Raw genomic sequence first — 18908 nt, forward strand, 5'->3', positions numbered from 1 at the left:
TGCCGCCCCCAGGCCCCCGCTGTCGGCCTGGACGGCCTCGTGCTCAAAAGCCGGACGGGCTGATGGTGCCGGGCCGCGCTGACAAGTGACGCCCCTCCCAAGACTTTTCAGCCCGCCATGGACCCTCCAGTCCGCCGCAGACCTTCAGCCCCGCCATGGAACTTTCGGCCCGCCTCAGAACTTTTCAGCCTGGCATGGACCCTTCAGCTCGCCTCAGAACTTTTCAGCCCGGCATGAACCCTTCAGCTCGCCTCAGAACTTTTCAGCCCGGCATGAACCCTCAGCTCGCAACAGAACTTTTCAGCCCGCGATCGATACCGAAGGCTCGCCGGAGGCGACGCCGTCCGCCTCCATCTGTTCGGCGATCTTCATCGCTTCCTCGATGAGGGTCTCCACGATCTTCGACTCGGGGACGGTCTTGATGACCTCGCCCTTGACGAAGATCTGGCCCTTACCGTTGCCGGAGGCGACGCCGAGGTCGGCCTCGCGGGCCTCGCCCGGGCCGTTCACCACGCAGCCCATGACGGCCACGCGCAGCGGGACCTCCATGCCCTCCAGGCCCGCCGTGACCTCCTCGGCCAGCTTGTAGACGTCGACCTGGGCGCGGCCGCAGGAGGGGCAGGAGACGATCTCCAGGCGGCGGGGCCTGAGGTTCAGGGACTCCAGGATCTGGTTGCCGACCTTGACCTCCTCGACCGGCGGGGCGGAGAGGGAGACGCGGATGTCGGCGCCGATGCCCTGGGAGAGGAGGGCGCCGAAGGCCACGGCCGACTTGATCGTGCCCTGGAAGGCCGGGCCCGCCTCGGTGACGCCGAGGTGCAGCGGGTAGTCGCACTGGGCGGCGAGCTGGCGGTACGCCTCGACCATCACGACCGGGTCGTTGTGCTTGACCGAGATCTTGATCTCCCGGAAGTCGTGCTCCTCGAAGAGGGACGCCTCCCACAGGGCGGACTCGGCCAGTGCCTCGGGGGTCGCCTTGCCGTACTTCTTCAGCAGTCGGCTGTCCAGCGAACCCGCGTTCACGCCGATGCGGATCGGGGTGCCGTGGTCCTTCGCGGCCCGCGCGATCTCCTTGACCTTGTCGTCGAACTGCTTGATGTTGCCCGGGTTCACGCGGACCGCGGCGCAGCCGGCCTCGATCGCGGCGAAGACGTACTTCGGCTGGAAGTGGATGTCCGCGATGACCGGGATCTGCGACTTGCGGGCGATGGTCGCGAGGGCGTCGGCGTCGTCCTGTGTGGGGCAGGCCACGCGGACGATCTGGCAGCCGGACGCGGTGAGTTCGGCGATCTGCTGGAGCGTGGCGCCGATGTCCGACGTACGGGTCGTCGTCATGGACTGCACGGACACCGGCGCGTCGCCGCCGACCGCCACGGATCCGACCTGGATCTGCCGGCTCTTGCGGCGCTCGGCGAGCCTGGTCGGAACGGACGGAATGCCGAGAGAAATCGCAGTCATCTGCTGTGCAACCCCAAGTCGTGGATCAAGGCCCCGGTCCCGGAACAACGGGCTCCAGGGTTCGAGATTACGTCAACCGTGCGGGCCCGGGCACATCCCGCCGGTAAACCCACTCAATGGAGGACGGCCCCGCACAAGGAATGCGAGGCCGCCGCGAACCAGGAGTGACTAGGAGATTTTCACCGGGTTAACCACGTCCGCCACGAGCACCAACAAGGTGAAGCAGACGAAGATCCCGGCCACCACATAAGCCACCGGCATCAGCTTCGCCACGTCGAACGGGCCCGGGTCCGGGCGCTTGAGCACCTTCGCCAGGTTCCGTCGCAGCGCCTCCCACAGGGCGCCCGCGACATGCCCGCCGTCGAGCGGGAGCAGCGGGAGCATGTTGAAGAGGAACAGCGAGAGGTTGAAGCCGGCGACCAGCATGAGGGCCATGGCCAGTTGCTGGGTGGGCGGGATGTCCAGGGTGAAGATCTCGCCGCCCACGCGGGCCGCGCCGACCACGCCCATCGGGGAGTCGGCCTGGCGGGGGGCGCCGTCGAAGGCCGCGTTCCACAGGGCCGGGATCTTGCCGGGGAGGGCCGCGATGGAGTCGACGGCCTCGCCCATGCGGTCTCCCATCCAGGTGAGCGAGTCGCCGAAGTCCTGGCGGACGATGCCGGTGGCCGCGCTGAACCCGAGGAAGCCGGCGGTGACGTACTGGCCCTGGACGATCTGGCCGCTGGAGTCCTTCTTGGCGACCTGGTTGCTCGCGATCTTCGCGTGCAGGGTGAGGTCCTGGCCCTTGCGCTCGACGACGATCGGGACCGTCTTGCCGGGGGTGGCGCGGATCAGGTCGGACAGCTTGTTCCAGTCGGTCGTCTTCGCACCGTTGAACGAGACGATCTTGTCGCCCGCCTTCAGGCCCGCTGCCGCCGCCGGGGAGGCCGGGTCCGTCTTCTTGCAGGTGTCACGGTTCTGGCTCTGCGCGATGACGCACTCGGAGACCGAGCTGACCGTGTTGGTCTGCTGCGAGATGCCGAAGCCCATCAGGACGGTGAGGAAGAGCGCCACCGCGAGGATCAGGTTCATGAAGGGGCCCGCGAACATCACGATGACCCGTTTCCAGGGCTTGCGTGTGTAGAACAGGCGGGACTCGTCGCCGGGTTCCAGCTCCTCGAAGGCCGCCGAGCGGGCGTCCTCGATCATGCTGCGCCAGGGCGAGGTGGAGCGGGACTCTATCCTGCCGTCGGGTCCTGGCGGGAACATGCCGATCATGCGGATGTAGCCGCCGAACGGGATGGCCTTGAACCCGTACTCGGTGTCGCCCTTCCGCCGGGACCAGATGGTCGGGCCGAAGCCCACCATGTACTGGGGCACCCGGATGCCGAAGAGCTTCGCCGTGGACAGATGCCCCAGCTCGTGCCAGGCGATCGAGACCAGCAGGCCGACCGCGAAGACGACTATGCCGAGGATCATCATCAGGGCTGTCATGCACGCGCCTCCGCGTTCGCCGTGGTCGTCTGCGCTGTCAGTTCGCGGGCCCGGGCGCGTGCCCAGGTCTCCGCTTCGAGGACGTCCGGCACGGTCAGGGAAGTTCCCGTGGCCGGTGTCCCGTGTTCCTCGACCACCCGTGTCACCGTCTCCATGATTCCGTTGAACGGCAGCGCGCCCGCGCGGAACGCCTCCACGCACTCCTCGTTCGCCGCATTGAACACCGCCGGGGCCGTGCCCGCGAGCTGTCCCACATGGCGGGCCAGGCCGACCGACGGGAACGCGTCGTTGTCGAGCGGGAAGAACTCCCACGTCGACGCCTTGCTCCAGTCGAACGCGGGCGCCGCGTCCGGGACCCGCTCGGGCCAGCCGAGGCCGATGGCGATGGGCCCGCCCATGTCGGGGGGCGTCGCCTGGGCGAGTGTCGAGCCGTCCGTGAATTCCACCATCGAGTGGACATACGACTGCGGGTGCACGACCACCTCAATGCGATCGAAGGGAATGTCGTACAGCAGGTGCGCCTCGATCACTTCGAGCCCCTTGTTCACCAGGGTCGCGGAGTTGATCGTGATCACCGGCCCCATCGCCCAGGTGGGGTGCGCGAGGGCCTCTTCCACGGTCACCCGCCCCAGGTCCGCTTTGCTACGGCCGCGGAAGGGGCCGCCGGACGCGGTGACGACGAGCTTGCGGACATCCGCGCGGGTACCGGCCGCGAGGGCCTGGAAGAGCGCCGCGTGCTCGGAGTCCACCGGGATGATCTGGCCGGGCTTGGCGAGCGCCTTCACCAGCGGGCCGCCGACGATGAGCGACTCCTTGTTGGCGAGCGCGAGGACGCGGCCCGCCTCCAGGGCGGCGAGGGTGGGCGCGAGGCCGATGGACCCGGTGATGCCGTTCAGCACGGTGTGGCAGTCGGAGGCGGCGAGCTGCGTGGCCGCGTCCGGTCCGGCGAGGATCTCGGGGAGCGGCTCCCCCGCGCCGTACCGCGCGGCGAGCGCCTCGCGCAGTGCCGGTACGACGTCCTCGCGGGCGACCCCGACCGCCGACACCCTCAACTGGTACGCCTGCTCGGCGAGAAGCCCGACCCGGCCGCCGTTCGCGGACAGTGCGGTGACCCGGAAACGGTCCGGGTTGCGCAGCACCAGGTCGATGGCCTGGGTGCCGATGGACCCGGTGGACCCGAGGATCACCAGGGCCTTGGGACCGTCGCCCACGACGGGGTCGTAGACGAGATGTGGGTCGGCGAGGGGTGCTGGACTGTCGCTCATCCCTCCATTGTTGCCGCAACGGGTGCCCGGGTGGACAGCGGTTCCCTCGGGCGGGTGGCTTATCAGCTCTCGTCGGTGATTGAAGGGAAATCCCCCTTTGTGAATACGGCGTGAAGGTCTTGTGATAACACTTCAGTCCTACGCCGGTGGACGACCGGCCAGTGGACGACATCCTGGGGGGATTCTCCATGCGGATACGCGCTGCCCTGCCCGCGCTCGCGGGCGCCGCGATACTCACCGGCACCTTGCTCAGCACCCCGGCCGAGGCCGCCGGCGGGGTCACGATCTACCACGTCTGGTTCGACAGCCCGGGTTCGGACCACGGCTCCAACACGAGCCTCAACGCCGAGTGGGTGCAGATCAAGAACACCAGCAGGTCGGCGATCTCACTCAAGGGCTATGTCCTGAAGGACGTCTCGAACCACCGCTACACCTTCAAGAACATCAAGATCGGCGCCGGCAAGTACATCAAGGTGCACACCGGCACGGGCTCGGACACCGCGTCGAACACGTACCAGAACCGCGGCTGGTACGTCTGGAACAACACCAAGGACACGGCGACGCTGACGAAGTCCAACGGCAGCAAGATCGACACCTGTTCGTGGACGACGCGGAATCCGAGCGACAAGTACTGCTGAACGAGGGTCAGTTGACCGGGCGGTGGAGGTTGTCCGCCTTGGACGGGCCCGGGGTCGTGTCGGCGATCCAGGGTCCGTCGCCCGACGGGTCGACGATGCCCTCCTCCAGCCACGTGTACGCGCCGCCCATGACGCCCTTGACCACCTTGTGGTCGATCTCGTCGGTGTTGGTCCACAGCCGGCCGAAGAGTTCCTCGACTCGGATGCGGGACTGTTCGCAGAAGGCGTCGGCGAGTTGGTAGGCCTCGCGGCCGTGATCGCCCTGGGTGCGCAGGAGTTCGGCCCGTACGCAGACCGCGCTCATCGCGAAGAGTTCGGCGCCGATGTCGACGATCCGGCCCAGGAAGCCCTGCTTGGTCTCCATGCGGCCCTGCCAGCGGGACATGGCGTAGAAGGTCGAGCGGGCGAGTTTGCGCGCGCCGCGTTCGACGTAGCGAAGGTGCCGGGAGAGGTCGACGTCGTGGCGGAACTCGCCGTAGGTGCCCGGGAGTTGGCCGCTGCCCGCGACCAGCTTCGGGAGCCACTTGGCGTAGAAGACGCCCGCGTTGGCGCCCGCCTTCGCCTTGTCCTGCAGGGACTTGTCCGGGTCGATGAGGTCGCCGGCGACCTTGAGGTGGGCGTCGACGGCCTCGCGGGCGATCAGGAGGTGCATGATCTCCGTCGAGCCCTCGAAGATGCGGTTGATACGGAGGTCGCGCAGGACCTGTTCGGCGGGGACCGCCCGCTCGCCGCGGGCCGCGAGGGACTCGGCGGTCTCGAAGCCGCGGCCGCCGCGGATCTGGACCAGTTCGTCGGCCATCAGCCAGCCCATCTCGGAGGAGAAGAGCTTGGCCAGCGCGCCCTCGATGCGGATGTCGTTGCGGTCCTCGTCCGCCATCTGCGAGGACAGGTCGAGTACGGCCTCCAGGGCGAAGGTCGTCGCCGCGATGAAGGAGATCTTCGCGCCCACGGCCTCGTGCTCGGCGATCGGCCTGCCCCACTGCTCACGTGCCGCCGACCACTCGCGGGCGATCTTCAGGCACCACTTGCCGGCCGCGACGCAGGACGCGGGCAGCGAGAGGCGGCCGGTGTTGAGGGTGGTGAGCGCGATCTTCAGGCCCGCGCCCTCGGGGCCGATGCGGTTGGCCGCCGGGACCCTGACCTGGTGGAAGCGGGTGACGCCGTTCTCGATGCCGCGCAGGCCCATGAAGGCATTGCGGTTCTCGACGGTGATGCCGGGCGAGTCGGTCTCCACGACGAAGGCTGTGATGCCGCCCTTGTGGCCCTCGCTCTTCGGCACCCTGGCCATCACGACCAGGAGGTCGGCGATCACGCCGTTCGTGGTCCAGAGCTTCACCCCATCGAGGACGTACGCGTCCCCGTCCGGCACCGCGCTGGTCGCGAGCCGCGCCGGGTCGGAGCCGACGTCCGGTTCGGTGAGCAGGAAGGCGCTGATGTCGGTGCGGGCGCAGCGGGGCAGGAACTCCGCCTTCTGCTCGTCCGTGCCGAACAGCTTCAGCGGCTGCGGTACGCCGATCGACTGGTGGGCCGACAGCAGCACGCCGACCGCGGGGCAGGCGGAGCCCGCGAGGGCCAGCGCCTTGTTGTAGTACACCTGGGTGAGGCCGAGGCCGCCGTACTTGGTGTCGATCTTCATGCCGAGGGCGCCGATCTCCTTGAGGCCGCTGATGACCTCGTCGGGGATGCGCGCCTCGCGTTCGATCAGGGCGGCGTCGATCTGCGTCTCGCAGAAGACGCGCAGCTTCGCGAGGAACTCCTCGCCGCGCCGGGCGTCCTCGTCGGCCGGAAGGGGGTGGGGGTGGATCAGGTCGAGGCGGAAACGACCGAGGAACAGTTCCTTGGCGAAGCTGGGCTTGCGCCAGTCCTGTTCCCTGGCCGCTTCCGCCACCTGCCGGGCTTCCCGCTCGGTGACGGTGGGTTTGCTGGATGGAGCGGACATGAGGCTCACCTCGCCGCGAATCGGGCCCTCGGACCATGGCGGTTACCGACGGGTGCTACCCGATCGTATGTACCCGATCCACCGCGAAGCGGCCACCCCTCGCGCGTCCGTTCAGCCGATATCGACGGAGTACGACTTTGTGTCAAGGCGGCCGGAGCCCTTGAAGACCTCGGTGCCGGACTCGATGCCGGAGACGTACTTGTCGTCGCTCAGCAGCTTGCGCCGGACCAGGGCCTGGGTGAAGTCGTCGATGTTCAGGGTGGCCGTGGTGGTGTTGGTCTGCCGGACGAAGGAGTACACGTTCCAGCCGATGTTCCCCTGGTAGATGTCCCACATGGCGCCGTCGAGACTGACGCTGCCGAACTTGGTGCCGAGCGGGCCCGCGCCGCCCTGCCGGTCGAGCCAGATCATGATCTCGTCGGTGGGCTGGTCGGCCCAGTCGGCGGTGTTCTTGGAGTGCAGCCACAGGTCGTACGCGACGTCGAGCGTGCCGGGGTTGCTACTGAGCGAGAAGTCCCAGCCGGTCCTCACGCTCTTCCGGTCACCGACCCGGATCGGCAGCCCGGTGGTCGCCTTGTCGACCTTCCAGCCCCAGTGCCAGCCGAGGACGGTACTCGCGAACGACTTCACATCGGCGTCGGTGCCCTTGCCGTTGTTGGCCCAGCCGAAGGACGTACCCCACGAAATGGTGGACCCCGACCGGGAGTTGTCCCACACGCACTGGCTGCCGGTGGCCTTGTCTCGCCCCCACTGGTTGTTGTTGACGTAGTACTTGCCGAGCGTGACGGTGTCGTCGGCCGTGCACTTCTCGCTCGACTCACCCGCCTGGGCGACGGTGACACCGGCCACGGCCGTGAGCGCGACCGAGGCGGCGGCGAGCACCTTCGCCTTCTTCGAGAGGCGGGGTCTGCGGTGTTGCATGCAGGGGTCCTTCCGGGGGACGGTTCGTCTACGGCCCGTCAGCGGCCGCTACGACCTCTCAGTGGCCGCCGACCCGCCCGGAGGTTGCCTTCCCGGCGCGGGGAATCTCGCCGAGCCGGGGTTTCCCGAACAGTCGAGCCCGGCGTTTCGAGAAAGTGTCGAAGCGCTTCGACAACCTATGGACACCCACACCGCCTGAAGCTAATGTCGAACCACCCTCACTCGCCCTTGTCAGCAACGCGCACTGTCGAAGCGCTTCACAAAGCTTGGAGAGCTGGATGGTCACCCTCGCCGAGGTCGCCCAGCATGCCGGAGTCTCGGCGAGCACGGTGAGCTATGTCCTCAGCGGCAAGCGGTCCATCTCCGGAGCCACCCGGCAGCGGGTCGAGCAGAGCATCCGCGAGCTGGGCTACCACCCGAACGCGGGCGCCCGCGCCCTGGCCAGCAGCAGGTCGAACATCATCGCGCTGATGGTGCCGCTGCGCACGGACATGTACGTGCCGGTGATGATGGAGATCGCCATCGCCGTGGCGACCACCGCCCGCCTGCACGGCTACGACGTGCTGCTGCTCACCGGCGAGGAGGGTCCCGACGCGGTGCGCCGGGTCACCGGCAGCGGACTCGCCGACGCGATGATCCTGATGGACGTCGAACTCGACGACGAGCGGCTGCCGTTACTGCGCGGCACCGACCAGCCGTCCGTGCTGATCGGGCTGCCCGCCGACACCACCGGACTGACCTGCGTGGACCTCGACTTCGGGGCGACCGGCGCGCTGTGCGTCGAGCATCTCGCCAAGCTGGGCCACCAGGACATCGCTGTCATCGGCGAGGCGCCCGCCGTCTACGAGCGGCACACCGGTTTCGCCGAGCGCACCCTCGACGGACTCCGGTCCCGGGCAAGGGAGTTGGGCCTGCGGGTGCTGCACCGTCCGTGCGAGGGCGGGTACGACGCGATGACGATGACCCTGGCCCGGATCTTCGACGAACGCCCCGGCACCACGGGCTTCGTCGTGCAGAACGAGTCGGCGGTCGAGCCGCTGCTCGCCCTGCTGCGCCAGCAGGGCCGGGCCGTGCCGGAGGACGTGTCGGTGGTCGCGGTCTGCCCCGACCAGGTCGCCGTCCAGGCCTCGGTGCGGCTGACGTCCGTCGCCATCCCCGCGCAGGAGATGGGCCGTTACGCCGTGGAGCACCTGGTGGCCAAGCTGGATGGCCGCGGCAGTGACGAAGTCGTGCTGATCGCACCGGAGTTGACGGTGCGGGCGAGTACGGGGCCGGCACCCGCCGCGTCCTGACCCTTCCGACCTCAGAGCACCACCCCTGTGCCGCCGCCAGGGCACCGCCATGTCCGCGCACTCGTCTGCCCGCACACCTCTGTCCGCACTCCTCCGTCTGCTCTCCTCACAGGAGCCCTCTCGTGAATCAGCCTGCCGAAAACCAGATCAGCCAGGGCGCGGGTGCGGTAAGCCTCGCGCAGTCGTCGCCCACCGTCGGCACCTTCCGTGAGCGGGACGGCGCGCTGGAGTGGAGCGGCCGTCAGGAGACCCTGCGGATCGAACCGTGGGGCCCGGACGCGGTACGGGTCAGGGCCCGGCTCGGCGGTCCGCTGCTCGACGGGCTGCCGGGCGCGCTCCTGGACGAGGCGCCGCTCACCGAGGCCACCGTCAAGATCGAGGACGGTCAAGGGACCCTGACCGTGGGCAAGTTGACCGTCGAGGTCGACGCCGATGGCCTGATCCGCTTCCTGCGCACCGACGACTCCACCGAACTTCTGGCCGAGGCCCGCGCCCACTTCTGGTGGCCCGGCTCGCGCCTCTACACGGCGGTCGGCAACGGCCACCACCGCCTGGAGCAGCGCTTCGCCGCGTACGAGGACGAGAAGCTGTACGGCCTCGGCCAGCACCAGCACGGGAAGCTGGACCAGAAGGGCCTGGTACTCGACCTGGTCCAGCGCAACGCCGAGGTCGGCATCCCCGTGCTCGTCTCCAGCCGCGGCTACACCCTGCTGTGGAACAACCCGGCGATCGGCCGCGTGGAACTGGCCGGCAACGGCACGCGCTGGGTTGCCGATTCGGCCCGGCAGATCGACTACTGGATCACCGCGGGCGACCCGGCCGACGGCCAGCGCCGCTACAGCGCGGTGACGGGCCGTACGCCGATGCTGCCCAAGTGGGCGGCGGGCTTCTGGCAGTGCAAGCTGCGCTACCGCACCCAGGCCGAACTCCTCGCCGTGGCACGGGAGTACAAGCGCCGGGAACTGCCCCTCTCCGCCATCGTCTGCGACTTCTTCCACTGGACGCACCTGGGCGACTGGAAGTTCGACCCGGCCGAGTGGCCCGACCCGGCGGCGATGGTCCGTGAACTGGACGAGCTGGGCGTGAAGTTGGTGGTGAGCGTCTGGCCGTCGGTGTCCCCGCTCAGCGAGAACCACGGGGTACTGGAACAGCGCGGCTACCTCATCGGCACCCAGTACGGCCCGATGGCCCACGCCGACTGGCCGGACAAGGGGGTCGCGTCCACGGTCCAGGTGGCCTTCTACGACGCCACGAACCCCGAGGCCCGCGCGTTCCTGTGGTCGAAGATCCGCGACAACTACCTTGTGCCGTACGGCATCACGGCCTTCTGGCTGGACGCCTGCGAGCCCGAGCTGAAGCCCGGCTTCCAGGAGAACCTGCGCTACTGGGCGGGCCCGGGCCTGGAGGTCGGCAACCTCTACCCGGCCGAGAACTCCCGTACGTTCTCCGAGGGGTTGCGTGCCTCGGGCGCCGGGGACGACGAGATCATCACCCTCAACCGCTCGGCATGGGCGGGCAGTCAGCGCCACGGCGCCGCCCTCTGGTCGGGCGACATCGGCACCGACTTCCCGACCCTGCGCCGCCAGATCGCCGCGGGGCTCAACACCGCGCTGTCCGGCATCCCTTGGTGGAACACGGACATCGGCGGCTTCCACGGCGGCGACCCGGACGACCCGGCGTACCAGGAAGTCATGGTCCGCTGGTTCCAGTTCGGCGCGCTGTCCCCGCTGATGCGCCTGCACGGCTTCCGCGACCCGGGCATGCCGCTGGGCCCCGACATGACCGGCGGCCCCAACGAGGTCTGGTCGTACGGCGATCGGGCCCTCCCGATCCTGGAGAAGTACCTGCGGCTGCGCGAGCGCCTGAAGCCGTACGTCCTGGACGTGATGCGCGCCGCGCACGAGGAGGGGCTGCCGGTGATGCGGCCGCTGTTCCTGGAGTTCCCGGCGGATCCGGCGACCTGGTCGGTCGACGACGCGTACCTCTTCGGCCCGCACCTGCTGGTCGCCCCGGTGCTGACAGCGGGCGCCACGGTCCGTACGGCGTACCTCCCGGCGGGCGCGTGGTGGACGGACGCGTGGACGGGCGAGACGTACGAGGGCGGTACGGCGGTCACGGTCGACGCCCCGCTGGACCGGATTCCGCTGTTCCTGCGGGACGGGGCGACGTTGCCGGTCGCGGAGTAGCGGTCCCTGGAGGGGAGGTTGGCCTCCCCTCCAGGCCGTGACGCTTCCGTTGCGCGGAACTGTGGCCTCCGTCACAGCCGTGCCGATCTTGTTCTGCTGGACTCCTCCGATGGTCTTACGCAAGCTCGCCGGCGCGGCGGGCCTGGTCGCTCTCGCCCTGTACCTCTGGGGTCTGCTCAACCTCATGGGCGCGTTGCTGGAGGTAGGGGACGGTGGCACCGACTCCGCTCCCCTGCGGCCCTGTCGCACGGCCAACTGGCAGTACGACGAACGGGTGTTGAGTGTCACCGGCTACTCGGTGGACTTCGTCCCGCTTCGGTTCGTCTGCAAGACGAAGGACGGCGGCAGCTTCGTCTCCGACACGGTCCCCGGATACATCAACCCGGCGGTGGGCGCTCTCGCGCCGGCCGCCCTCGGCTGCTGGGTCGCCGCACTGGTCGTGGCGCCGCCCGGCCCTCGCGGAGTGCGGGGACCGGGCGGCTGAGCGGAGTGCCGTCGTACCGGGTGGGTCAACTACTGGTGACGCTCTCGCTGTTGGTGGTAAAGGCCAGGCCGCCGGACGAGGACGTGATCTCGAAGCCGAACTGCAGGTCCCCGATGGTCACGTTGCCGAACCAGCCCTTGGTGTCCTTGATCCACTTGAGGATCGGCAGGACGTTGACCGTGCCGGAGCTGGAGTTCGAGGTGCGTACGAACGAGAACACGTCGTTGGCGCCGTTGTTGCCCTTGTAGACGGTCCAGGTGTGACCGCCCAGCGTGAGGGTGCCCTGCGAGGTGCCGAGCGGGCCGACGGCGCCGGTCTTGTTCATCCAGAGCATGATCTCGTAGTCGTAGTTGGTGTCCCAGATGTCGTACGACGTGTTGTACGCGCCGGACGACGGGACCGAGACGTTGTAGCTGCTGGACAGCGAACCGAGCGAAGTGATCGACTTGTTGATCACCTTCTTGGCGTTGGGGTAGGCCTTGATGCCACCGGTGTTGGGGTGGTTCGCGTTGACGCCCCAGTTGGTACCGGAGTTGGCCCAGATGCACTGGCTGCCGGCGCCGGAGCCCCAGATGTCGTTGTAGAGCGTGTAGCCGTTCAGGGTCGTGGTGCCCCACTGGTCGCAGGAGCTCCAGACGGCGGCGGAGGCGGGGGCCGAGGCGAGGGCGACGGTGGCGCCGAGCGCGAGGGCGGGGGCGAGAACGGCCGTGATGGCACGGCCCAGCTTGCGTGTTGCCATGGTGTCCCTTCCATGGGTGGGGGGAGGTGCGAGTGGCTACCGCGCCCCCAGGGTGAGGACGCGGTCTTCTCCGGCGACGAGGTCGAGCGGCTCCGTGCCGGAGGAAGTCCGGAGTTCGACGCGGTGGGTACGGGACGGCCTGATCAGCGCCGTGGCGGAATGGGGCGCCCAGCTCAGATCGACCTCCGCCCCGAACCTCGTGCGTACGCCGGTGAGTTGACCGTGCGGATACGCCGCCGGCAGCGCGGGCAGCAGGACCAGCCGGTCCGGGGTGGACTGCACGAGCGCCTCGACGACCACGCCGGGCAGGGCGTGCGCGGCGTCCGCGTTGTAGACGTCGCGGTTCGGGTAGTGCGCGCTCATCAGCGAGGCGTGGAAGAAGTCGCCGTCGAGGACCTGGCCGAGGGCGTGCGCGACCCGTTCACTGTCCCGGAGCCGGGCGGCGACGAGCGCGTGGTGGAGGTGTCCGTGCGCGGAGTCGTTCTCGGCGCCCCGGAGTTGGAGAGCGCGGTGCGCGGCTGCGGCGAGCTGCGGGGTGTCGTACGGGTTGATCTCGTCGAGGGGCCAGACACCGTAGAGGTGACTGAGGTGGCGGTGGTCGTAGGTGTCCTCCAGCCCCGGCCATGCCCATTCGGCGAGGGCACCGTCCGCGTTGACACGGTGCGGCGGGATCCGGTCGGCGAGGGCACGCCAACGGAGGGCCTCCGGGGTGCCCGGGTGGTATGCGGCGGCCGTGTGGAGCGCGTGCCGGGCTGCGGAGAGGTCCATCGCCGCGTTGACCGCGCCCCAACTGGCGTTGGCGTTCGCGGGCCGGTTCTCGGGCGAGTAGGAGGGGACGACGACCAGGTTGCCCTCGGGGTCGCTGCGGGTGAGGAAGTCCTCGTAGAACAGGGCGACTTCGGCAAGTGCGGAGGCGGTACGCGGATCGCGCGCGCCGCGCGTCTCATCGTGGTCGACGAGCGGCTTGAGCAGCCAGTCCGCGCCCGCGGTCCACAGGTGCAGCGGGTACTCACGGCTGAAGTGGTAGGACAGCCCGGACTCCCCGTCGCTGTGCGCGGGCGCGACGACACCCCGGGCGCCGAAGACGGCACGGGCGTTCTCCCGCCAGTCGCCGAGTTGACGGTGGATCAGGGAATCCAGAGCGTCGGTGACTTCGGGGAGGGCGGCACTCACGGCGGAGGCGGTCTGGAGGTTGAGGTTCGCGTCGTTGGTGAACGCCCCTGACCAGGCCGTGTTCCAGTCGCCGGTCCACAGTCCGGTGAGCCGGGGCGGGAGCAGTCCGCTGGAGGAGAGGAGGTGGTACCGACCGGCGGCGAAGAGCCGTTCGAGGAGGGCAGGGCTGCGGGTGCGCTTCAGCAACTCGGTGCCCGGGAGAGCGCGTTCGGCGTCGTCGGCGTGCAGGTCGAGAGTGACACGGGCGTAGGCCGTGCGGTGCGGGGCGAGGTGACGGTCGAGGAGGAAGTCGTAGGAGAGCGGCCCCTCGTCGATCAACTCCCTTAGAGCACGGGTCTCTTCTACGACATCCAGCTCGCCGGTGTGGCGCCGGACTCGGGTGAGGAGGAGGACCTCGGTGGCCCCGGCGATCCGAACTCCGGCTGAGGCGAGCCGCGTTGTACCACCGGTGACCACGGCGAGGGTGACGCCGGTGTACGCGCGGTCGCTGTCGGGGTAGCGGACGCGGAGGGTGAGCAGGGCGCCGTCGGGAGTGAGGAGCGTGCCGTGGCCGACGCCCAACCCTGCTGGCGCACCCGGGAGTTGGTGGTCCTGGGCGAGGTCGAGGGTGAGTTCGGGGGCCGTGATGTGCTGGACGATGACGTCGTCGGCGCGGGAGACGAAGACGCGGCTGCGCCAGTCTGTGTGAGTGTCGGTGCCCTCGCGGGTGGCGGCGGCCTCGCCGGTGGTGAAGTCGACGGAACGCCGATAGTCGCCTCCTGCCGTGCCGGACGGCCTGCGCAGCCGTATCTGGAACGCCGGATGGAAGGGCTGCACCCACTGGAGCGGGCGGCCGTCCGTGAAATCCTCGGCGGCGGCGAGGTCACCGGCGAGCAACCGGGCCTGGAGTCCGGGGAGTTCGGCGGCGAGGCGTGGGGGCCTGGCGTGTTCGGCGCCGTTCGGGCGGACGAGGGTGTGGTGGGTGACGATGACGCGGTCGTCGTTCGGATCACCGAACACGAGGACGCCGTGGTGGCCGTTGCCGCTGAGGTAGGCGTCTTCCCAGCGGGTGGCGGGGAGGAGTTCCCAGGTGCCGTGCACGGGTCCGCCGGTCGCGGGTTCGGCGTTCATGGTCGCAGCACCGCCACCCCATAGCGACCGAGGGTGACCTCGCCCTCGACGGTCGCGTCGGTGAGCAAGTCACGGTGGATGCCCGGGAGTTCGACGGTTACCGGGTCTCGGCCGTGGTTGAGCAGGAACAGCGACTCTCCACGTCGTACCGCCTCGACGCCCAACGGGAGCCCGGCGAGCACAGGACGGGCGCCCGCGTTGGCGGCGATACGGGCGAGCAGGCCGCGCAGCGCGTGCGGCTCGGGAAGCGTCGAGACGTACCAGGATCTTCCCGTGCGCAGGACGGCGGGGAAGCCGTCCAACTCCCCGCCCTTGTAGGCAATTACCTCGTCGACGTTGTCGCCCTCGGGCTCGATCTCCTCCGACCAGAGCGTCCCGCGAAATCCCTCGCACTCGACCGTCTCCCCCGCGTCCAGCGGCCACCATTCGTGCAGCGTGCGGATGCCGAACAGTTCGCGGAGACGGGCGTCCATGCCGCCGGGGCGTACCCGGTCGTCCTCGTCGGCGATGCCGGTGAGGAAGCCGGATACGAGGGTGCCGCCGCCCTGGACGTACGCGAGAAGGTTGTCGATCGCGGTGTCCGTGAGGAGGTAGAGCTGGGGAACGACCACCAACTTGTAGGCGGACAGGTCGTGTTCGGGGTGAGCGAAGTCGGTGGTGAGGTGGGACTCCCAGAGGGCACGGTGCCAGGCGCGGAGGACTTCCGGGTAGTCGACCTCGGTGGAGAGACGGCCGTCCTGCGCGCCGGCCCACCAGGCGTTCCAGTCGTGGACGATCGCGACGTCGGCCGTGATGTGAGTGTCCGTCACCTCGTGGCCGATGCGGGAGAGTTCGGCGCCGAGCTGCTTCACTTCCTGGAAGGTGCGGCCCCGCTCGCCCGCGTGGCTGAGCATCCCGGAGTGGAACTTCTCGGCGCCCTGCCGGGATTGACGCCACTGGAAGTAGCAGACGGCGTCGGCTCCCCGGGCCACGGCCTGGAGGGACCAGAGCCGGTTGAGGCCGCGTGGCTTCGGGTGGTTCACGCCGCGCCAGTTGACCGGTCCGGCGGCCTGCTCCATGAGCATCCAAGGGCCGCCGCCCGCCTGGGAGCGCGTCAAGTCCTGGACGAGCGCGGCACTTTGGGCTCCGAGGGGGTCCCGGGGGTCGGGATACAGATCGACCGAGACGACGTCCTCCTCCTCGGACCAGCGCCAGCCGTCCTGCCCCACCCACAACGGCATGAAGTTGGTGGTGACCGGGATGTGCGGGGTGTGCCGGCGGACGATGTCCCGCTCGGCGGTGTAGCACTCCAGGAGCATGTCGGAGGTGAAGCGCCGGAAGTCGAGCGCGTGGGTGGGGTTGTTGAGGTAGTGGGCGTGACGCGGGGGCAGAATGCCGTCCCAGGTGTCGTAGCCCTGGCTCCAAAAGGCCGTACCCCAGGCCGAGTTGAGGGAATCGAGCGTGCCGTACTTCGCGCGCAGCCAGCCGCGGAAGGCGACGGCGGCCTCGTCGCCGTAGTCGAAGGTGCAGTACTCGTTGTTGATGTGCCACATCGTGAGGGCGGGGTGGCCGCCGTAACGGGCGGCCAGGGCCTCGGTGATGGCGGCGGCGTGACTCCGGTAGACGGCGCTGGAGTGCGAGAAGTGCTGCCGTCCGCCCCACCATTCGATACGGCCGTCCGCGTCGCGGGGCAGCGTCTCCGGGTGGAGGCGGCCGAGCCACGGGGGCGGGGAGGAGGTCGGGGTGGCGAGGACGACGCCGATGCCGCCTGCCTGCATCAGGTCCATCAGCCGGTCGAGCCAGCCGAACTCCCGTGCCCCCGGCTCGGGTTCGAGCCTGGCCCAGGAGAAGACGCCGAGGGTGACGGAGTTGACGCCGGCGTCCTTCATCAGCCGGACGTCCTCGTGCCAGGTCTCCTCGGGCCACTGCTCGGGGTTGTAGTCACCGCCGAAGAGGATGCGCCCGCGCGTGGCGTCACCGAGTTGAGGCATCAGATCTGCTCCCCGTACTGGATGCCGCGCCCGTTGGTGGCGAGGTACACACGCCCGTGGACGCGCGGGTCACCGGCGATGGCCTGCCCGGTCCAACCCCACTGATGCTGGTCGTCGTTGATGCGCGTCCAGGTCTTGGCCTCGTCGTCGGAGCGGTAGACGGCGGTGATGGTCTCGGTGGAGCCGACTTGATAGATCGCCGGGTAGTCGGCGCCGGGGGCGGGTCTGCCGAAGCCGAGGGTGTAGGAGGCCCAGCAACTGGCGACCTTCGAGAAGCTCGTGCCGCCGTCGAGGGACCGGTAGAGCCCGTTCCACTTGACGCTCAACCACAGGTCACCGGACCGCCCCGGCGCCGCGGCCAGCTGGAACTGACTGTCGCCGGAGGGCAGCCCATCCGCACGCGCAGTGAACGAGACGCCACTGTCAGTGCTGGCGTATAGCGTTCCTGTGTCGGTGTCGTATGCGTAGAAGAGCGTCGGGTCGGCCGGGTCGGCGACCGGCGTGGCGCCCTTCGGGAAGGAGGAGACCTCGGACCAGGTCGCGCCGTTGTCCGCCGAGCGGTGGGCTGCGTACTTCGTGCCGTCCCAGTGCACGAAGGACCACAGCAGCGTACCGCCGTCGGCGCTGGTGGCGATCGGCCCCGGTGAGTCCCCGGCGATGTCGGGCTGGGCAGCGAAGGGCGCCCAGCTCCGCCCGCCGTCGCGGGAGTACGCGCCGTTGCCGTTGTCGCCGAAGCCCGTGCGGACGACGTACGACGGCCTGCCCGCGGCCTGCGCGATTCCCGTCGCCGACCCGAACACGGGGTTCGTCGCCATGCCGCGCGACGGAGACGCCGTGAGCCGCTCGTGGTACATCACGCCGATGTCCCGCGAGGCGCTGATCAGGTGCGCCTCCCCGACCGGGGGCGAGATCAGCTGGATCACGGACGTCTCCTCCAGGCCACGGATCCGCGGCGCCCAGTGGGTGAGGTCACGGGTGCCGTAGAGCGTGGCGCCGGTGCCGTAGACGACGTGCTTCGAGTCGTACGGGTCGACGGCCACGGCCTGGATCCACCAGCCGAACTTCGGCTGGTCCGCACCCCACTTGAGGAAAGGAGTCTCGGACACGTCGAAGACAGCGGTGTCCTTGAGGGACGTCCAGGTACGGCCGCCGTCGGTGGTCCGGTACAGGGTGTCGACGGCCGCCCAGCGGTTGTTGGTGGAGACGACGACGGTGCCGGCGCGACGGGCATCGACGGCGACTCCGCCGTAGCCGAAGGTGTCACTGGACCCTCCCCCGCTCTCGGCTTCGCTCGAGCGGGCGGTGCCCCCAGTCGTGGTCCCGCCCGGCTTCACCGGCGTGACCTCGCTCCAAGTCCCGCTGGCGACGGCCAACTTGTGCACACTGCCAGCGGACTGGCCGTTGGGCCCGGGGGCGTCGGCGTACGTCACGTACAGCTCGCGGGCGCGGGTGTCGTACGCGGCGCGGATCGGGACCTTGGCGGAGGTGCCGGTGGGCTGCGCGGGGACGGCGGTCCAGGAGGTGCCGTCGGTGGTGCGGTAGAGGTTGACGGCGGTAGCGGTCCCGTCGCCGTCACCCCACCCGGCGTAGACGGCACGACCGACGGCGACGAGGAAGGTGACGCCTTGCCCGGAGGCGCCGGCGGTCGCTGGGAAACCGGTCGCAGCTGCCCAAGTGGCGCCACGGTCGGTCGACTTGAGCAGCCCGTCGTGCCGGGTGCCGAGCCACAGGGTGTCACTCTCACGCGGGTCGACAAGCAACCGCTCCCCCGCGCCACGTCCGTCCTCGTTGCCGCCGAGCTTCACGGCGAGGTCGGTGCGGGTCCAGGTCGTGCCCCGGTCGTCGGAGCGGAGTACGGCACCGTTGCCGGCCCAGGACTGGGCGTAGGCACCGACGGCGAGGTACAGCCGTTCCGGGTGCGCGGGGTCGACGGCGAGTGCCTCCACGCCGAGGAGGTTCCAGTCGTCCCACCCGAGTTGATCGGTGAGCGGGGTCCAGCGCGCGACCCGGTCGTCCCAGCGGTAGGCACCACCGATGTCGGTACGGGCGTAGGCGAGACCCCGGACGGAGGGGTGGAAGAGAACACCGGTGACGAATCCGGTTCCGCCGATTGCGGCATTGCGCCAGCGATAGGAGGGGGCTTCCGCTGCCTGCGCTCTCGTCGTGAGGAGCGGCACGCTGGTGAGCGCGGCGACGGCTGCGGTGCCCGCGAGAACGACACGCCGACTCATATTGGACGCGCGCATGACATACCTCGCTC

General features: G+C 69.4%; 13 protein-coding genes. 4 read left to right on the plus strand and 9 right to left on the minus strand.

All coding sequences use genetic code 11. The annotated features are described in order from the left end of the window. Nucleotides 1-300: 300 nt before the first annotated feature. The 3 genes from ispG to dxr all read right to left on the minus strand — a co-directional run bounded on the left by ispG (nt 301) and on the right by dxr (nt 4196). Nucleotides 301-1458 (minus strand): flavodoxin-dependent (E)-4-hydroxy-3-methylbut-2-enyl-diphosphate synthase, encoded by a 1158-nt coding sequence (ispG, locus tag ACFWP5_RS30735; RefSeq protein ID WP_384163637.1) that lies wholly within the window; start codon nt 1456-1458, stop codon nt 301-303. Between the two features lie 168 nt (nt 1459-1626). Further along, nucleotides 1627-2919 carry a M50 family metallopeptidase gene (locus ACFWP5_RS30740; protein WP_384163724.1) on the minus strand — a complete coding sequence of 431 codons (1293 nt, stop codon included), beginning with the start codon at nt 2917-2919 and terminating at the stop codon, nt 1627-1629. An 8-nt stretch (nt 2920-2927) separates the two neighbouring features. Continuing rightward, nucleotides 2928-4196 carry a 1-deoxy-D-xylulose-5-phosphate reductoisomerase gene (gene dxr / locus ACFWP5_RS30745; RefSeq protein WP_384163640.1) on the minus strand — a complete coding sequence of 423 codons (1269 nt, stop codon included), beginning with the start codon at nt 4194-4196 and terminating at the stop codon, nt 2928-2930. Between the two features lie 188 nt (nt 4197-4384). Between dxr and ACFWP5_RS30750 the strand changes: the two genes are divergently transcribed. Next, nucleotides 4385-4834: a lamin tail domain-containing protein gene (locus tag ACFWP5_RS30750; RefSeq protein WP_384163643.1), complete on the plus strand. Its 450-nt coding sequence runs from the start codon at nt 4385-4387 to the stop codon at nt 4832-4834. A gap of 7 nt (nt 4835-4841) precedes the next feature. Here ACFWP5_RS30750 and ACFWP5_RS30755 read toward each other — a convergent pair whose 3' ends face one another. Next, a complete protein-coding gene (locus tag ACFWP5_RS30755) occupies nt 4842-6773 on the minus strand; it encodes an acyl-CoA dehydrogenase family protein (RefSeq protein WP_384163646.1) in 1932 nt (643 codons plus the stop codon). Nucleotides 6774-6884: 111 nt separating this feature from the next. Further along, entirely contained in the window at nt 6885-7694 is an 810-nt protein-coding gene (locus ACFWP5_RS30760; protein ID WP_384163649.1) for an endo-1,4-beta-glucanase, read from the minus strand. A 278-nt stretch (nt 7695-7972) separates the two neighbouring features. On the opposite strand from ACFWP5_RS30760, the gene ACFWP5_RS30765 reads away from it, so the two are divergent. The 3 genes from ACFWP5_RS30765 (at nt 7973) to ACFWP5_RS30775 (ending at nt 11656) form a co-directional block, all read left to right on the plus strand. Further along, nucleotides 7973-8986 carry a LacI family DNA-binding transcriptional regulator gene (locus tag ACFWP5_RS30765; RefSeq protein ID WP_384163652.1) on the plus strand — a complete coding sequence of 338 codons (1014 nt, stop codon included), beginning with the start codon at nt 7973-7975 and terminating at the stop codon, nt 8984-8986. 122 nt (nt 8987-9108) lie between these two features. Continuing rightward, nucleotides 9109-11172, plus strand: a complete 2064-nt coding sequence (locus tag ACFWP5_RS30770; protein ID WP_384163655.1) for a TIM-barrel domain-containing protein — start codon at nt 9109-9111, stop codon at nt 11170-11172. A 109-nt stretch (nt 11173-11281) separates the two neighbouring features. Next, nucleotides 11282-11656 (plus strand): hypothetical protein, encoded by a 375-nt coding sequence (locus ACFWP5_RS30775; RefSeq protein WP_384163658.1) that lies wholly within the window; start codon nt 11282-11284, stop codon nt 11654-11656. 25 nt (nt 11657-11681) lie between these two features. Here ACFWP5_RS30775 and ACFWP5_RS30780 read toward each other — a convergent pair whose 3' ends face one another. From ACFWP5_RS30780 to ACFWP5_RS30795, 4 genes are read right to left on the minus strand one after another with little or no spacing between them, the layout of a single operon-like run. Next, nucleotides 11682-12395 (minus strand): hypothetical protein, encoded by a 714-nt coding sequence (locus tag ACFWP5_RS30780; RefSeq protein ID WP_384163661.1) that lies wholly within the window; start codon nt 12393-12395, stop codon nt 11682-11684. Nucleotides 12396-12431: 36 nt separating this feature from the next. Continuing rightward, nucleotides 12432-14678, minus strand: a complete 2247-nt coding sequence (locus ACFWP5_RS30785) for a glycoside hydrolase N-terminal domain-containing protein (protein ID WP_384163664.1) — start codon at nt 14676-14678, stop codon at nt 12432-12434. Then, complete coding sequence (locus ACFWP5_RS30790) at nt 14675-16648, minus strand: beta-galactosidase (RefSeq protein WP_384163667.1); 1974 nt, start codon at nt 16646-16648, stop codon at nt 14675-14677. Before ACFWP5_RS30790 ends, ACFWP5_RS30785 begins: the two co-directional genes overlap by 4 nt. Then, nucleotides 16648-18894 carry a 1,4-beta-glucanase gene (locus ACFWP5_RS30795; protein ID WP_384163671.1) on the minus strand — a complete coding sequence of 749 codons (2247 nt, stop codon included), beginning with the start codon at nt 18892-18894 and terminating at the stop codon, nt 16648-16650. The genes ACFWP5_RS30790 and ACFWP5_RS30795 overlap by 1 nt, the downstream gene beginning before the upstream one ends. Nucleotides 18895-18908: the final 14 nt, after the last annotated feature.

Origin of the sequence: Streptomyces sp. NPDC058469 (assembly GCF_042721125.1) — a bacterium.
GTDB lineage: Bacteria > Actinomycetota > Actinomycetes > Streptomycetales > Streptomycetaceae > Streptomyces.

What these genes read in the sequence shown, in the direction of transcription:
- ispG (WP_384163637.1), bottom strand. Translation starts at nt 1,458, where the DNA reads ATGACTGCGATTTCTCTCGGCATTCCGTCCGTTCCGACCAGGCTCGCC.
- ACFWP5_RS30740 (WP_384163724.1), bottom strand. Translation starts at nt 2,919, where the DNA reads ATGATGATCCTCGGCATAGTCGTCTTCGCGGTCGGCCTGCTGGTCTCG.
- dxr (WP_384163640.1), bottom strand. Translation starts at nt 4,196, where the DNA reads ATGAGCGACAGTCCAGCACCCCTCGCCGACCCACATCTCGTCTACGAC.
- ACFWP5_RS30750 (WP_384163643.1), top strand. Translation starts at nt 4,385, where the DNA reads ATGCGGATACGCGCTGCCCTGCCCGCGCTCGCGGGCGCCGCGATACTC.
- ACFWP5_RS30755 (WP_384163646.1), bottom strand. Translation starts at nt 6,773, where the DNA reads ATGTCCGCTCCATCCAGCAAACCCACCGTCACCGAGCGGGAAGCCCGG.
- ACFWP5_RS30760 (WP_384163649.1), bottom strand. Translation starts at nt 7,694, where the DNA reads ATGCAACACCGCAGACCCCGCCTCTCGAAGAAGGCGAAGGTGCTCGCC.
- ACFWP5_RS30765 (WP_384163652.1), top strand. Translation starts at nt 7,973, where the DNA reads ATGGTCACCCTCGCCGAGGTCGCCCAGCATGCCGGAGTCTCGGCGAGC.
- ACFWP5_RS30775 (WP_384163658.1), top strand. Translation starts at nt 11,282, where the DNA reads ATGGTCTTACGCAAGCTCGCCGGCGCGGCGGGCCTGGTCGCTCTCGCC.
- ACFWP5_RS30780 (WP_384163661.1), bottom strand. Translation starts at nt 12,395, where the DNA reads ATGGCAACACGCAAGCTGGGCCGTGCCATCACGGCCGTTCTCGCCCCC.
- ACFWP5_RS30785 (WP_384163664.1), bottom strand. Translation starts at nt 14,678, where the DNA reads ATGAACGCCGAACCCGCGACCGGCGGACCCGTGCACGGCACCTGGGAA.
- ACFWP5_RS30790 (WP_384163667.1), bottom strand. Translation starts at nt 16,648, where the DNA reads ATGCCTCAACTCGGTGACGCCACGCGCGGGCGCATCCTCTTCGGCGGT.
- ACFWP5_RS30795 (WP_384163671.1), bottom strand. Translation starts at nt 18,894, where the DNA reads ATGCGCGCGTCCAATATGAGTCGGCGTGTCGTTCTCGCGGGCACCGCA.